Origin of the sequence: Bradyrhizobium uaiense (genome assembly GCF_010811875.1) — a bacterium.
Classification (GTDB): Bacteria; Pseudomonadota; Alphaproteobacteria; order Rhizobiales; family Xanthobacteraceae; genus Bradyrhizobium; species Bradyrhizobium uaiense.
This window is the reverse complement of sequence record NZ_VKHP01000048.1, coordinates 14667-29398: the sequence shown is the minus strand read 5'-3', so window position 1 is coordinate 29398 and position 14732 is coordinate 14667. Positions and strand designations below refer to the sequence as shown.

General features: G+C 55.9%; 18 protein-coding genes. 10 read left to right on the top strand and 8 right to left on the bottom strand.

The window, feature by feature from the left end:
* Window positions 1-8 precede the first annotated feature (8 nt).
* The gene (locus FNJ47_RS55520) at window positions 9-299 is read left to right on the top strand and encodes a hypothetical protein (protein ID WP_163154018.1); all 291 of its coding nucleotides are present in this window, start codon (window positions 9-11) and stop codon (window positions 297-299) included.
* 232 nt (window positions 300-531) lie between these two features.
* On the opposite strand, the gene FNJ47_RS53215 is transcribed toward FNJ47_RS55520, so the two are convergent.
* Window positions 532-657, bottom strand: coding sequence for a hypothetical protein (locus tag FNJ47_RS53215; RefSeq protein ID WP_283811247.1), 126 nt, complete (start codon window positions 655-657; stop codon window positions 532-534).
* Between the two features lies 1 nt (window position 658).
* Here FNJ47_RS53215 and FNJ47_RS14390 point away from each other — a divergent pair, with 1 nt between their 5' ends.
* From FNJ47_RS14390 to FNJ47_RS14380, 3 genes are all read left to right on the top strand, one after another.
* On the top strand, window positions 659-2143 hold the full coding sequence (locus FNJ47_RS14390) for a recombinase family protein (RefSeq protein WP_163154067.1): 1485 nt from the start codon (window positions 659-661) through the stop codon (window positions 2141-2143).
* Between the two features lie 31 nt (window positions 2144-2174).
* The gene (locus FNJ47_RS14385; protein WP_163154065.1) at window positions 2175-2525 is read left to right on the top strand and encodes a hypothetical protein; all 351 of its coding nucleotides are present in this window, start codon (window positions 2175-2177) and stop codon (window positions 2523-2525) included.
* A gap of 177 nt (window positions 2526-2702) precedes the next feature.
* Window positions 2703-3251 (top strand): NYN domain-containing protein, encoded by a 549-nt coding sequence (locus FNJ47_RS14380; RefSeq protein WP_163154063.1) that lies wholly within the window; start codon window positions 2703-2705, stop codon window positions 3249-3251.
* Window positions 3252-3403: 152 nt separating this feature from the next.
* Here the strand turns inward: FNJ47_RS14380 and FNJ47_RS14375 are convergent, their stop codons facing one another.
* Window positions 3404-3691, bottom strand: a complete 288-nt coding sequence (locus FNJ47_RS14375) for a M78 family metallopeptidase domain-containing protein (RefSeq protein WP_163154061.1) — start codon at window positions 3689-3691, stop codon at window positions 3404-3406.
* Window positions 3692-3942: 251 nt separating this feature from the next.
* Complete coding sequence (locus tag FNJ47_RS14370) at window positions 3943-4095, bottom strand: hypothetical protein (RefSeq protein WP_163154059.1); 153 nt, start codon at window positions 4093-4095, stop codon at window positions 3943-3945.
* Window positions 4096-4313: 218 nt separating this feature from the next.
* Between FNJ47_RS14370 and FNJ47_RS14365 the strand changes: the two genes are divergently transcribed.
* The 4 genes from FNJ47_RS14365 (at window position 4314) to FNJ47_RS14350 (ending at window position 8685) form a co-directional block, all read left to right on the top strand.
* The gene (locus FNJ47_RS14365; RefSeq protein ID WP_163154057.1) at window positions 4314-5177 is read left to right on the top strand and encodes a hypothetical protein; all 864 of its coding nucleotides are present in this window, start codon (window positions 4314-4316) and stop codon (window positions 5175-5177) included.
* Window positions 5178-5786: 609 nt separating this feature from the next.
* Entirely contained in the window at window positions 5787-6794 is a 1008-nt protein-coding gene (locus FNJ47_RS14360) for a HamA C-terminal domain-containing protein (protein WP_235999878.1), read from the top strand.
* A 235-nt stretch (window positions 6795-7029) separates the two neighbouring features.
* Window positions 7030-7752 carry a hypothetical protein gene (locus tag FNJ47_RS14355; RefSeq protein ID WP_163154055.1) on the top strand — a complete coding sequence of 241 codons (723 nt, stop codon included), beginning with the start codon at window positions 7030-7032 and terminating at the stop codon, window positions 7750-7752.
* 192 nt (window positions 7753-7944) lie between these two features.
* On the top strand, window positions 7945-8685 hold the full coding sequence (locus FNJ47_RS14350) for a hypothetical protein (protein ID WP_163154053.1): 741 nt from the start codon (window positions 7945-7947) through the stop codon (window positions 8683-8685).
* 244 nt (window positions 8686-8929) lie between these two features.
* Here the strand turns inward: FNJ47_RS14350 and FNJ47_RS14345 are convergent, their stop codons facing one another.
* The 5 genes from FNJ47_RS14345 to FNJ47_RS49845 form a co-directional block, all read right to left on the bottom strand.
* Window positions 8930-9913 (bottom strand): M48 family metalloprotease, encoded by a 984-nt coding sequence (locus FNJ47_RS14345; RefSeq protein ID WP_163154051.1) that lies wholly within the window; start codon window positions 9911-9913, stop codon window positions 8930-8932.
* Window positions 9900-10361 (bottom strand): hypothetical protein, encoded by a 462-nt coding sequence (locus tag FNJ47_RS14340; protein ID WP_163154043.1) that lies wholly within the window; start codon window positions 10359-10361, stop codon window positions 9900-9902. Before FNJ47_RS14340 ends, FNJ47_RS14345 begins: the two co-directional genes overlap by 14 nt.
* Before the next feature lie 133 nt (window positions 10362-10494).
* Window positions 10495-10698, bottom strand: a complete 204-nt coding sequence (locus FNJ47_RS14335) for a hypothetical protein (protein WP_163154041.1) — start codon at window positions 10696-10698, stop codon at window positions 10495-10497.
* Window positions 10695-11264, bottom strand: a complete 570-nt coding sequence (locus tag FNJ47_RS14330) for a hypothetical protein (protein ID WP_163154039.1) — start codon at window positions 11262-11264, stop codon at window positions 10695-10697. The genes FNJ47_RS14335 and FNJ47_RS14330 overlap by 4 nt, the downstream gene beginning before the upstream one ends.
* A gap of 178 nt (window positions 11265-11442) precedes the next feature.
* Window positions 11443-13278 (bottom strand): DUF7380 domain-containing protein, encoded by a 1836-nt coding sequence (locus FNJ47_RS49845; protein WP_235999877.1) that lies wholly within the window; start codon window positions 13276-13278, stop codon window positions 11443-11445.
* On the opposite strand from FNJ47_RS49845, the gene FNJ47_RS14320 reads away from it, so the two are divergent.
* On the top strand, window positions 13262-13981 hold the full coding sequence (locus FNJ47_RS14320; RefSeq protein ID WP_163154037.1) for a DUF4238 domain-containing protein: 720 nt from the start codon (window positions 13262-13264) through the stop codon (window positions 13979-13981). The two genes, FNJ47_RS49845 and FNJ47_RS14320, sit on opposite strands and share 17 nt — an antisense overlap.
* A gap of 173 nt (window positions 13982-14154) precedes the next feature.
* Window positions 14155-14535 carry a GNAT family N-acetyltransferase gene (locus FNJ47_RS14315; protein WP_163154035.1) on the top strand — a complete coding sequence of 127 codons (381 nt, stop codon included), beginning with the start codon at window positions 14155-14157 and terminating at the stop codon, window positions 14533-14535.
* The last annotated feature ends 197 nt before the right edge of the window (window positions 14536-14732 follow it).

Below are 14732 nucleotides of genomic sequence, written 5' to 3'. Positions count from 1 at the left end.
TTCTTCCAGTGGCATTTCAGCGTAACAAACCGATGGCGGCCGACGGCACGACCGACTTCTCGATCCTGCAGAACGAGCTCAAGGGCAAATCGAAGAGCATCATCCTCGTAGCGTTCGATAACGTCAGGCTCAAGGAGACCCGGCCACTCGGCTGGTGCGCGCGTGCGCAACGGCTACGGTTTCAACAAATGACCACAGACCGCACAAGAAAAGACTCGGCCAAAATGCAAGAATGCGCTCCGACTCAAAAGATGAAGCAGCGAAATCAACGAAGCTACTCGTTACCCCGTTTCTCATGACGGTGTGCTGCGGGAATTGCCGAGCCTGTCATCTGCGAGAGCATAACGCCTGCTCAGATCTCTACGCTCCCGAGAATCTATCGATTTTTCTTTCGATCATATCCAATTCTGCGATCGATGTCTAAGAAACCTACCCTTCTTGAACCGCTTGCAGCATCCTGGCGTTATGAAGCGTGCGAAAGCAAAGGAACATGCGCCACCGTGGGTAAACTCACCTGGAATAGATCGTGCCTTAGTCAAATTCGTTGAAGCTCTTGCAATCGCCGATGCGAGGCGCGATCATCTCTTCGAGAATGAGCGGCTGATAAAAACTCATATTGACGCCGCCAGCGAGAAACGCATCAGCGGTGGTGTTCAAGATGAAGTCCGCAGCAGTTTATGCTCGGTTCTCGACCGAGCTTCAAAACGAAAAATCGACTGAAGATCAGATTGCTCTATGTAGGGCCTATGCGGCCCGTAATCAGCTCGACGTCGTTGCGATCTTCGAGGACAAAGCTCGTTCTGGAGCCTCTGTATTCGGTCGCGATGGCTTGATGCAGCTTATGGATGCGGCTCGCCAACAACGTTTCACCGTCGTCATTGTGGAGGCGTTGGATCGGCTTTCTCGTGATATGGAAGACTTGGCCGGCATTCACAAAAGGCTATCTTTCCAGGGCATCCAAATCCAAGCCGTTCATGATGGCACCGCGGATTCGATCTTGATTGGAATTCGCGGCCTCGTTGGACAGATGCAGCGCGAAGACGGAGCGAAGAAGGTCCGTCGCGGTATGGCCGGTGTGATACGCGACGGTCGACACGCCGGCGGACGCGCCTACGGATATCGAGCTATTCCCGGCAAAGCCGGCGAACTCGAAATCGTCGAAGACGAAGCTGCGATCGTCCGACGAATTTTCACGGCCTATGCCGGGGGACGAACGCCGCGGGACATCGCACACGATCTCAACCGAGAAAACGTTCGTCCGCCGCGAGGCCGGCTATGGAACGCGTCGACGATCAATGGGAACGCCGAACGTGGTGCTGGGCTCATCTTGAACGAACTCTATGTCGGGCGGATCGTTTGGAACAAAGTCCGGATGGTCAAGGATCCTGACACCGGCAAGCGGCTGTCTCGCCCGAACCCTCGCGATGAGTGGCAGAGCATCGAGGCGCCTCAGCTTCGGATCGTCGAACAGTCCGTTTGGGAGCAGGCTCACGCTCTGAAAACCGAGAAGAGCCACTTGGCCAGCCACGTGAAGCGGCGGCCACCGCACCTCCTTTCCGGTCTCCTTCGCTGCGGTTGTTGCGGATCGGGGATGTCGGTCCATGACCGTGACAAGACTGGAAAGACCAGGATTCGCTGCTCGGCGGTTCGCGAGAGCGGGAGTTGTTCGAATCGAAAGATCATCTACCTGCGCGACATCGAAAGACTTGTGCTCAGCGGCATGGCGGAAGAACTGAAAGAGCCGCAGCTGATCGAGACTTATGTCCGCAACTACAACAGTGAACGGGAGCGGCTTGCGGGGCACGCGGTCGCAGTGCGCGCGCGACTAGAAGCAAAACGTGATCGGATCGAAGGGGAGCGCCAGCGCAACATTGATCTCGTGATCAATTACGTAATTTCCGAGAAGGACGCCAAGCAACGGATCGCGCGCCGGCTTAGAGGCGGTACGAGAGTAGGTTCAAATCCTGGAGACGTGCCGATATCGACACTCAGATCGGGTTGCGATCTAACCGACGGTTCCTCCCTTTCGCGTCCGACGATGGTGGAGCGGCGCCTTAACAAGAATGCCGAGCTAAAGGGGCAGCTAACGGCCGGCCACCGCAAGAACCGACGCTTCGAAACGGCATCCTCGTGGCGGCGATGACGTTGCCCTTTGATGGTGACCGGGTTGGCGAGTGTTCAAGTTCGTCACCGAGGGACTGCTCTTCCACCATTGGGGGGTGCTCGATCGGCAAAAGCATGGGGTATGGGCCGGCTTTCTCAACCGGGCCGGCAAGGAGGTCCACCGAAGGCTGCTCGCCGGCAATGCCATCGCCGCCGGCGCCCTCGCCTATGAGGCCGCGCAAAGCATGGACTTGCCGGAGATGTCGATCTGGGTGTTTCAGCTCTTCGGGGGCATTCGCGTCAGTTGGGATGCCGATGAGCCGGACGCCATGACGCGGGTGGTCGGCGGCGTGACAGCCTCGCACAGCGTGCTCCAGCTGCTCGATGGCGGCCAAGTCTCCGCTTCGCCCGCGGTGGCCTAGCCACTTCGCGCGAAAGATCGTCGGGCGATCGCGAATGCGCGCGGCGCCTAAAGGTCGAGGCCTTGCGAGGTCGGCACCGTATGCCCATATCGGCTAAGCCCCGCTCGTCGGGGTCATTATTTTTTCGAATCATTATTTTGATCATTTTCTCACGATCATCATTGGAGAAGCGACCGCATGACCACCTACACCTACGTCGATAATTCAAACCTCTACATCGAAGGCTCCCGGGTTTCGGCCGTGAGAAAGGGCAGGGCCAAGAACATCGCAGAAGCCATGAGAAACGGCATTGTCGACCACGGTTGGGTGCTGGATTACGGAAAACTGTACAAATACGTCAGCGGTGAGGACACCGTGGCTAAGCTGTGGGGATCGCCGCCTCCAGGCGACTCATTCTGGAAGATGGTCGACAAGGCAGGCTTCAAGACCCACGTCTACAACAAGAACGCCGGCAACAAGGAGAAGAAGGTCGACGTGGCGATCGCGACGGCCATGATGGACAACGCGTTCAACGTCATCGACAAGGACAACGACGATATCCTGCTGGTTGCCGGGGACTCGGACTATGTGCCGGTTGTCGCAAAACTGATCGAGCGTGGCTTTAAGGTCGAGGTCGCGTTTTGGGGCCAGGCCGCAAAGGAGCTCCGTGACACTGCAGCGAACTTTTTTGAGCTGGACGACAAGCTCGATGAATTCACCCGGGCCGCACCACGAGCGGCTGCGTAGCACCCGCCTGATCAGCCAGCGTTTGCCTGCGCCCCTAAAAGCTCAGGCATAGCGGCGACGGTTTGCCAAACGCTGGTAAGCGCCGGAGACGTTGAGCCGCATCCGGACCAGCGGTTCGCTTGCGCTTTACATGTCTGAGGCCTTGGCGATCGTCAGCCCAGCGCCGCGATATGCATCGCGGCTTCATCCGAGACGAGAAGCGCGGGCCCGAGCCAGTTGGCTTCCTCTTCCATCGCCTTGTCGTATTTGCGCGTGCCCGACGGGTCGAGAATCCTCATTGGCGGGTGCAACAGCAGGCCGTGCGCCAGCTCGTAGCTGATGTCGGCGGCCTGAATGGGCGATCCGTTGCTGAAGGCGCTGACGACGGCCGATGCACTGGCATCGCTGGATTTGGGGTGCGTGGCGGCGCACGGCATTTTACGACGCAGAATGCGGGTCATCACGTCATTGAAAATACACGCGCTGCCACAGCATTTCTATTGGAGTTGATCGCGAGGTTATCCGACTAATTTCAACGCGATGTCGATGGACTGGATCGATCGGCTAAGCCCGCGCGGAGAACAACTGACGTTGTGTTTGGCTCGGGCTTATATTCCTTGTCTGATCGACGACCCCAAAATCCGTTGAAGTGAGCAATCTACCCTACGTATGGCAGTAGATGGTGTTACTCAATCTGCAACCGTGCGCTCTATTATGAAGAACCATTGGTTCGCGCTGCCGCAATCTTCGCGACTACGTAAATCGCAAAGGCCGATAAGCCGAAGCCCGCTAGTAGCACCATAGCAACCAGCGTTGATAGCGGGATGTTGCCAACGGCTTTCACCAATTCAATCAGACCAGTCATTAGATAATCTCCGCGAAATATGATGATCCAAGGTTGAGGTAAGTCGGCCCAAAATGAACAATCTGGCGATCAGATTCCTCTGAATCATCCGGACAATCGGCTGACGATCGAATAACGTCATCGCTCTTGTTGCGCACAGGTTTTCGCTCGCAACAGACACTGTGATCGTAACAACCTAATATCACGCTCAGGCATCGCGACGTGGAGTCAATGCGGCAATGAAAAAAATGAGCGCCAAAGATGCAGCCACGGCCCGCAAAAGGTTCAAAGAAAGCGGCGAGGCTTATCGCCAGACGAAGCTCGACCTCGTAAGAGCCGCCCACGAATCTGAGAGCAGCAATCGATTTCCCGAGTATCTATGCCCGGATATGAATGACGACGCGTGGTTTCATCGGAAGTCCGCAGCTTCGGAGCTTATCGAGAAACGAGGGGAGTTTTCGAGTCACGTATCAATGCTTGCGCTTGTGGATTCAGATTGGGAAACCAAGGAAGCGGTCGCCTCTTGGCTTCGTCGAGAGTTGAAGGTTTTGCGCGTAGCCGAAGGAAAATCAGGAGGCGCCCCTGTGCGACGCAATGTGGCTTTGTCCAGAACGGTAATCTCAGACGTGGCGGTAGAGCTACTGGAGTGCATCGGTGGCGAGGCGCTGGTCTGTCTGTTTCAAGAATTGCTCGACATTGATCGTCACCGAAGGTCTCGTGCCGAGAGTTTCGTCCAGCTAGATCGAGCGGCGGAGATGGAAGCTCAACTGAACCTACAGGGGCGGCACACGCGGGTTCGTGAACTTGCGGGCCATATGTCCGTCTCGCCTAGCTCAGTCACACGCTGGCGGAAAAATTCCGCTTATCGAGGAAGGGTCGACTTTCACAAGCGGGTTTGGGGAAACTTCATGCGGGACGAATACTTCGATCAGATCAAAAGCAAGGTGCCCACACTCAGCGAACCGGAGTGCTTCCGCCGAGCTTTTGCTCTCTATGCCTCGAGCATCCCTGCACGGCGAGGGAGGAGCACTCAGGCTAACACGCGTGGTCCTATTGCAGCCCCGCATGCCGCAAAACCGCGTAGAAATTCCAGTTCAAAATGAATGTGAAAACGGCGGGACAGCCGATTCAGATGGGCACTGCTGCGCCTACCCTTTTTGGCATATTGAATACACTTCGAAGCAAAACTCTCTGCCTTGCTAAGCGGAATATCCGGATACATTCTGGGCAGAGCACTCTCGGCCCGCGAACTCCCCACCCAATAGGCGAGCACATTGTGTGTCCTGGTAATCAAAGGCCAGGGAGCGTGCGTCCAACACCGGACATGCCACACCTCAAAATGAGGTATCGGCAACTTCCGCGACCGCAGACGCGCAGGGCACGGCGGTGGCGCGCCATTCAGAATAAAATCACGAACTCATATGTCATTGAAATAACTACATAATTTTTGAAATTTCGGTCTTCGAGGAAAGCGCTTATGCCTATTCATTACAAGCGGCCATTCAACGCCTGACTTCGTACTTCCGATATGTGCGCCAAGAGCTGACATTGGCAGAAGGTCAGGAAGCGGAGGTTCGGTAAGTCTCTTAGACCGTTCGATGCCCACAACTTTGGCGTGATTCCCGGGTCGCCATTCAATTGGCGAACGCCGGTGATGATGCTAGATTTCGGTCAAACTTCGGCTCTAGGTCTCGGATCTCGGCGACAGAATCTTGGAATTTGACGCTCTGGCGACCGCGCTGGCGGTAATAAAGAAGGACTGGACGGTCCTATCGTCGCGTATCCATACGGCAGAGCACGATATCGTCACCAACCACAAACATCTCAACTTGCGTCTGCACTATCCTGCACTCCGGGATGCCCAGGCTACGGTCGAAGAACTCGTTAGAGCAATCGCTCTGTATCTGACGCACTTCAGCCTTCCACGAAAGCAGGTGGAGGCCGTTTACGCGGCGCAGGAGACGATGAAGACAGCGTTCGAACGGCATCAGGCGATCTCACGCTTGGAGCAAGAGGCGCGCTCGCTGTTCATCAGGGCGAGAAAATCATCGCAGCGCAGTGGGGAGGCTGGCGAGCTGCTACTCTATCTACTTACAGAGTGGTTGCTGGACGCACCGCAAATCATCGCGAAGATGTCGCTCAAAACCAGCGCTCAAATGCCCGTCCATGGCTCCGACGGCATACATGTCCGTTTCGACGCAAAAACTAACCGCCTCATTCTCTTCTCTGGAGAAGCCAAGTTCCACAGCGATATTGCCAAAGCAATCGCGTCTGCGCTTTCGTCTATCGAAACCAGCTTGAGCCGCGAGAAGATGCAGCACGAGATCGAACTCGTCCAACGGCACATTGATTTTTCTGGCCTCGATGAGACGGCGCGGACGTCGCTGCTTCGCTACCTTGATCCCTTCGACGAGGCTTACAATGATCGGCTCGAGGTGGTGACGTGTCTGGTCGGCTTCGATTTCACCGGTTACGCCGAGCTGGCGGCAGACGGTCTGGAAGACCCCGATACAAACTTCAGAACCTTGGCAACCGGCAAGCTTCGTGACGTGGGACCGGTCTTTGCGAAGGCTTTAACGGACGCTGGCCTCGCCAATCAGAGAGTAGAGCTCTTCCTATTTCCTGTATTCGACTTGCCGGCTCTTCTTTCACCTGACCTATGCCACGATCGAAAGCCCTGCTTCAATTATCGAGCACTTGCGGCAGGCAGCAAAGGATGATGCACCCGCGGGCTTTGGCTATGTCGATTGCAAGAACATACAACAGACAGATTCGAAGCCGACTGGTTTGATCGCCCGCTATCGGGGTGAATTCGGCAACGTCAAGGTCGTGTTTCTGGTCCTCGACTTCGGCCAGCACATTCAAAAAACCGCTGCCAAACTCGCGAGCTCAACCAATCCGCGCAATAGGAATGCTGGATCCAGAGACTAACCAATAGACTTCAAGGTTGGTGACATGACTGCACGTCTCGGCAAGAGGACCACCCGCGATATCGAGCGTCGTTATTTCGAAGAATTCAGCAAAGCATACAGCTTGCCGACGGGCACAATCGAATATGCCGATAAGCCGGATGTCGTGATCAGGGGCGACCGCACGACCGGCATCGAGCTGACACGTTTCTACTTGCAGGAGGGAGGCTCGCTCGCAAGTGAGCAAAGGCAAAGGCCGCTCCGTGAAGGTGTCGTATCGGATGCCCACAAGCTGCACTTGAATGCGGGCGGTAGGAAGTTCGAGGTTACCATTGGCTTTGATCCGGATCGGCCCATCACGCCCCCAAGAAGAAAGGCCCTGCCCAAGGAGCTGAGCGCTTTTGCGGCAGCGATCAGCACTCATCCGAGCGGGCCGGTCGACCCGGAGCTGTTTCAATCGATGCCGGAAATCTCGACGCTTTATCTGAACAGCAAGGAGTACGACGACGCCAAGTGGCGCCTGGCCCAGGTGTACGCGGTCGACCTGATGTCGCAGACGGAACTGGAAAGGATCATCAGGGAGAAAGAGTCCAAGGCCGCGGATTATTCTGCCTGCGATGCCTATTGGCTTTTGATAATCGTCGATTGGATGGACAATGCCCAGGAGCAAGAAATCAGCGTTGGGCATCTCAAGATTGCTTCGCACGTTTTTCAAAGGATCATCGTCTACAAGCCAGGCTTCGAGGACATCTTGGTGGTGTGGCCGTGACATTCGATGGCTTAGCCTCAAGATTTGCCGGCAAGCGCCGCCGGATTAGAAAGGTCATCGACTCAAATCAGCTACAAGAGGAGAGCCTGAGATCGTATCTTTCGGCATCGATCGACAACTACGCGGTCCTAACGGACTATCTGGCGATGGAGACCTACAAGGGAGACACCCTCACCTGGATTCTATGGAACGATGGAGATCCTCGCCCAATACCCGAAGCAGGTGCTGATACTTAAGAGCACACGGGATATATGCCATCTGCCAGGACCGGCGGCGGTTTCGCAAGCGCCTTTAATCGACGAGATTCAAACCGGTGGCTTTTCGGAATATTGCCAGGCCTTGCTTGCCGCAAAACGTGGTGACGTCTCGCTTCAACGGCAGCTTTTGGACCATGGACGTGAAGCAACCGGTCATATTGCACGGATGCTCCAGGATATGCCTACACTCGCTTTCGGAATCGATCTCGTCGAGAAAACCTATTCGCAGACGGAGTTGAAGACGTTGCGTCGGCGCGAAGAAGACACGCCGCAAATGCGCGAGAAGCTCGTTCGAAATGTCATGTTACTTACGGACGAACTTTTCAAGAGTCATGGCGGCTTGATAAAGCCACCGAGACTACCGGAGGTGAGAAGCACCTTCATTTTTCGCTACGCGCTTTGCGGTTATCTGTCGATCCTCATGCGGATCGCTGAAGGTGGCGCGAAGCAGACGAAACCGGATAGGCTACGTAACGACCTGATCGACGTAAATCTTGCGGCGTTCGCCACCTATTTCGATGGCCTGGTGACCGCCGACAAACGGGCGGGCAGGATATACGAGGACGCAAACGTTTCGCTGCGCGAGGACTTTGCAATGCCGCCATGGTGGTTGCGCCCCCTGCTTTGGCTTGGGGCGCGCGCTAGCGGTACCGAGCCGGGACCCGTCAATATTTAGTTTTGCGGGCAGCGGCGTATCCAATGCGCGTTACGGTGGGCGAGGACGCATTTTGAAGACCAACACCTGTAGCCCGTGAACGACGACCAGGACAAGAGGAACGACCGCGGCCCAAGGCTTGACCGCGGCCGGTTGAGGACCACCGAGGATGTACTCCCGCAAATCAAAGGGTCGCGGAAACGGATACGTCATCCAGAATGCAACGGCCTGTGCCAGCAGGGCAAACAAAATCAGAACAATGAAGCTAAGAGAGCTTCGCGAAAAGCTCCTTATCGGTCGGGATAGGATCCAGACCGCGAGATAGCCGGTGCTGAGACCGCGGAGCCTCGCAGGCGATGGCAATGCCGGCATCCGCTCGAAGTTCGATGAGTGAAAATATGTAACCGGCGTAGCGCATCGTCGCGACATAGCTGACTGGCGCAGGCAACAGAACGAACGCAAGAGCGACGAGATCGGTCAAGGGGCCGCCGAGGCCGTTCTTGGTCTCCGGAATCAGAACCATGGACCGCACATCGTGCACACTGTCCACAAGCCAAAGCACGCTTAGAACCAGCGCGAGAGGAAGAAATGCGATCCGCGCGATGAACAGATATCTCCTTAAAGTGCGGTTGATTCGGGCAATGCGGGTAACGTCGCCGTAGGCGATGTGAGTGAGCTCGTGAGCCAGAATGAGTGGCGTCAGCGGATCCTCAACTCCCTTGTCGAGCAGAGGTTCGCTCACGCAAATGCTCGCTTCGGTGCCGTCGGCGACAGCGAAAGCATCCAATACCGTCGTTGATCGAAAATAGCTGACAGACGGGACCGGTCCATTCCTATTGAACCGGGGCCACATCTCTGCGAGGACGCTCTCAAAAGAGGCCCTCACATCATCCTCTCTGATCGGCCTGGGTTTCGGAGTTTCGAACGCATTCGAATTTTCGGCCGAGGGCAGATGGAGCCATGTCAACGTGAAAGGCAGCGATTTTGCGCGTCGCAGCCACCAGAAAAATGCTAGGAGCAATATCAGGTAGAGACCGCAGGTTGCTCCAACAACGGCGAGGCTGACATTTGTCTGGAAAACGTAAACGGCAATGGTTTGCGCCACGAGCCCGAAGGAATAAACGGTAAGGGCTACAGTCGGGACAAAGAGGCTCAGGAGCGGGATAAGCACGAAAGTGAAAAAGAATTCGTGATACCCAATCTCCTTTGTGAGCGCGTCCAGAATGCGATCGTCGCTACTTCTTTCCAAGCTTGTCGACAGCTTCGAGGAGCTTCCTCAGTTTTGCCTGGCTGATTTTGCGCTTGTGCGCTTCGACCTCAAGACACTTCTTGATTTCGGAGATCGTTTTGTCTCGCTCCGAGCCTTCAAGGTCCTGTTTGAAAAGCTTGTCCAACAACGCCGCAGTCAAATTCGAGGCCTTTTCGGCCCCCTTTGCGACCAGTTTTTCCAGATAGACTTTCCAAAAAGCCTGAAGGGCCGAATATACGGCCAGGAGAATCGCCGAGTCCTCGAGGCCCGCGCCAAAACGACCCGGCCCCGACGGTTTGGTTTCGTTCAGCAGATCAGCGACGGGCTCGCCAGCCCGAAGATCGGCCAAAAGACGTGTCGCGCGTCGTTGTTCGGAGGCTTCGCCGGAGAGCTGAAGGATTGTTGCCGACGTAAGTAGCGCCTGCTCATTGATAATCTGCTCGCTCATGCTTCCCTCAAAGGCTGATGTCCCGCGACAGGATCGGCTTAGCTGGCTCGAAAGGTTAGCACCGTGTCTCCTCCAAGTCTTCTCGGAGGAACACTTGGACGATCTATCATCAGAATTTGACGGAGGGTGTGACTTACTGCTCAACCCAAACGACTGGATCAGGCGAGTTGGCTGTCCGGTTGTTGCGTGCGTCTCTCAGCGGGGAAATCCGATCCCGCATGATCTCCAGCATCTCAATTTTCTCGGCGAACGAAAGTGCAATAATGTTTCGCCGTCCTTCAGCTTTGCGCTGGAGGATATCCGAGATATCGGGATAGATAGACTGGTTCTGCTTCACGGTTTAGACCCATCGATGCATGGGTTGGCGATCTCAAATCTATCGCAGAAAGATTGCCATTTTGCCGCGAGGTTGTGCCTCTCCAAGACGCCGCGCAAGTATACGGGATCGAAATTACCCGCTTCGATGAATTGGACAATTCGAGCGTAATCTTTGGGGCGCCCGACGTCTAGGGCGGTCGCCATGAGATGTTCAGCTCGCAAGATGCGACACTGAATCGTGGTTTCCGAATTGACCCGCAATTCGGTCGTGATCGCCTCCTTCAGCCCCTCCTCATCGAGAGGTTTGGCTACCGGCAGAAACTGAACGGGCCATCCAGAAACGACGACGCCCTCTTTTCTGAATTCGGTAAAGCCCTTTCCTGCCAGATATTTAAGGATAGGTCCGAGAGTTACCAGACCCGTGGCCTTGGCTTGGACCTGATCTTCAAATGAGACGAGAATGTCCAGATCTTCGGTGAATGACACCTCGATGTAATTGAAGGCGGCAACCGCACCGCCGATCGCATAGCGACCGACGACGCCATCCGCTTCCATTTGGTTAATGACCGCGATCGTCTCTTTCATTCCCATCTCAAGCACCTTTCAGGAGGCACATTGGAAGTCTGGCAGGCAAAAGTCCATACGGTAATATTTTACCTTAAACCCACTAGCCTCACTCTCGAAGACATGAGGCGGGCGCAGGGGCTTGTCGAGACTTCCTTGCTGGACGGCCGAGCGATCCCTGCGCACGGCAGATTTCGACCTAGGCCGAAAGCGTGGGCACCGGCTCGTCAAATGGGAGGCGCAACTGGTCCCGGTAAGGAAATAGCGGAATCAGACACAGACGAAAGACCAACCAACAAGCGTAAATCGCGTCAGGCCCATAGGGATCTCCGTCATGCAACAAGCCGTGAGCCAAGGCATGACGGATGTGCGGGCCGGGCCTTTTAAGAAACACGCTCTCGATGTCAGTCGTGATAGCGGGGCCAAGTATCGCGTCGAGTTCGCTTCTCATTTGCTCGAAGAGGGATGAGATCGTCCGGTCCTGTTGCGTTTGCGTGGCGTCGTCGAAGATCGTGACATCGTGACCATCGGCCTTCAGCAGATGGCGTAGCGAGCTTTCAACCAATGGCGTGAGGACATAGAGGCTGCTCACGAAGTCTCCCTGAAAGAAGCGCAGGAAGCCGCGACTGAATGTCCTTACCAATTCGTTCGGTACGAACGGAGTATGCACTAGAAGCTCGGCAAATATATCGTCAGACAGGAAATGCTCACGGGCGATCGACTGGCGCGCAACCTCAATCTGCCCCGAGACGGTTACTTGGCGGCGAAAACTCTCGTCCCGTGTGATATGGTCCTGAATCGCAGCCTCATCGGCGTCGCCAAACCCCGCCCCTTCCGTGCGGTGTACGACTTTGCCTTCGCGATCGTGGTGCGATGCGCCAAAGAGCGATGAAAGCGGATGCTCCCTGATGGATTGCGATGCGCTCGCCGCGAGTTGCGCAGGGTCCGGCGACTGGTCGAGCGCCGCAAATACAAAGAGCTTGTCGCGAAGGGTCGGACGGACCATGGCTCGTTCGACGTCTTTTGCGATCCCCTCGATATCCAAAGGATGCGAGAACGGCGACATCTCTTCCGCGATTCCCGCCTGAACATCGATCAGGCGGTGACGCAATTCCCTTCGCCGATCCTTTTTACCGGGAACACCGTGGAGTTCGGCAATCGCGTCAGATAGCAGGGACGACGCGATCATTGCCATGGGCTGGCGTTCAGCCATCAGAACGAACTGCTCGGCGGCCGCGCTTTGAGCCCGATGTTTGTCGTCATCACGCTTTGCAAGATGATATGTTCGCACGGCTAATCGCCACAGATCGACAATGTGATGCCCGTCGGCATCTGGTGGCAGACCCGATATTATGGTCTCGACATCCGTCCCGATTGCCGCGGGGTCCGAAATCCTGAAATCGAGATCAAGCTCGCTGAACCAAAAAGCAGGAAGTGCAAGCGATTCCTGAATTGACCTGGCGCGCAGGTGAGCCACCATCTCGCGGGCGGCGACGGCCTCTGTCTTGTCCCATCCGACGGCCCTGCTGACATGAAGAGCGCGTCGCAGCAGATCGCGCGCGTCGTGTTTCAAGGCGCCCCGCCCTTCGTCGAACGGGAATATCAATGAGCCGTCATCCACGCGCCTGACAACGTCTGTGTAGGCCGCGACGGCGGCTGACCCCAGCTTTCCTTTCTTGCGATCGAGAACCCAGCAAAGGTCTGCAAGCCTCGCCTTCAGAGCCGGGTGTTTCGCTGCTTGAGCGGCAGTCGCTAGCACCTCTTCGGGTTGACCGCGAAAGTCGGATGGCGCTGGTGACCTGCGGCCATCTGGCAATACGAGCATCGGCCCGAATGGCTCGTTCTTCTCTTCGGGCCGGAGCATCATTCCTGCAGCCGCCGCAAGCATGCCGAATACGGCCGCGGCCGACGTGTCGTCATCGCCGGCGGCGGCGCGAAACAAGTCGCCCAGTTGACGGCTAAACAACACTATTCTTAAGAACGAAGCCGTTCCACGACCATTTTCTGCTGAGCATATCATGCTGTCGCATTTCATCGTGCTCCAAGCCGCGCGGACAAGTTACGAGGCTGACGCGATGGCAGAGTCAACGGACAAGCTGTTTAAGACCATTTATCGTGGACAGTTTGACGACCCCGATCAATATGAGATCGGTTTCGAGGATCCGGTGCTGATGTCGCTTCAGGTCGCATCTCGGATGGTGCCGGCTGTCTACGATCTGAAGATCAAGCTTTTGCGGAACAACTCTGGACTCGGACTTATCACGTCCGATAATCCAATTGTTCGGCATAACCAGCATTTCGAAGGCAATGAACACGCCGGCCACACCGGGTTAGGACAGGCGGGTCTGCAGATTTTTCTTCCTTTATCGCCGAAATATCTGATCCTGCTATACGATACGCAAACCTACAAACTAGGCGAGAAGAACTGTCGCGTTGTCACTATCTCGTCGAGCGACGACGTTGCGCCACTAAATGAGCTGCAGTGGCTCAACGCGCACGAAAACGTCTACTTCCGTGAGGGTGAAGAGGCCTCGGTCCACGCACAAGCCCTGCGCGTCGTCAGGCGCAGAAGAGACGAAAAGACTTCCGTAAAAGAACATCCTTTAGCGGACAGAGAGCTAGATCCAGAACCGGAAACAACGCGCGGCTTGTTACACGAGTTCAGGCCGGGATTGGATGCTCGGCTCAAATTGGGATTCATGAAGATTCGTCGCCGTCCTAAGCATCAAGCGGCATGACTTTCGCCCAGCACCGGAACGCGACAGCGACTACTCGGATCTAGTGGAAGAATTCGGACGGCTCCTTGCTGCAAAGAAGGTAGCCCCCGAGGACATTTTTGCGTTCGCAGCGAAACATCGCCCTGCGACGCCGCGGTAGCCCTCGCATCGTTGCTGGGTTTATAGAGGACCTCATGATTATTGAGTTTACTGCCATACTTGATGGATATGTCGGACACGATTTAGAGGTCAGCCAACGCATTCTGGCGAGCTCCAAAGGACGGCGCACCCAACAATTTATCGCACGCAGGAACGGAGCTGAGATCGGCTTCGTTTCGTTCGATGAGCTTCCGGAAATGAATTGCCCAGCATTGTGCGAACTGTTTGTTGTCACCCGGCTCCGGGGCAGCGGACTTGGCAAGCTGCTGCTCGAAGCGGTTGAGGCCCGTGCGCGCGGAAGGCTACGAATGGGTCACCCTCTCTCCATGGCCGCTCGAATTGGGCTTTCCGGTAGATCGGCTTGCGACATGGTACAGGAAGCAAGGCTATACCGAACGAACTGGCTACCCGACTGAGTTCGAGAAAAGGATAGAAGGCCGGCTTTAAAGTGGCCTTCGACTGATTCTTGCCTCCAATCGGCATCAGCATCTCCTTCTGACCAGCGGCGGCCTTGCGCGGCCTCTTGACGGTCTTATTCGGAGACTTGGCTTTTCTTCATTGGGCGCGTCCACCAACGCTCCGCCGGAACGCCTCCATCAGATAGAGGACATTC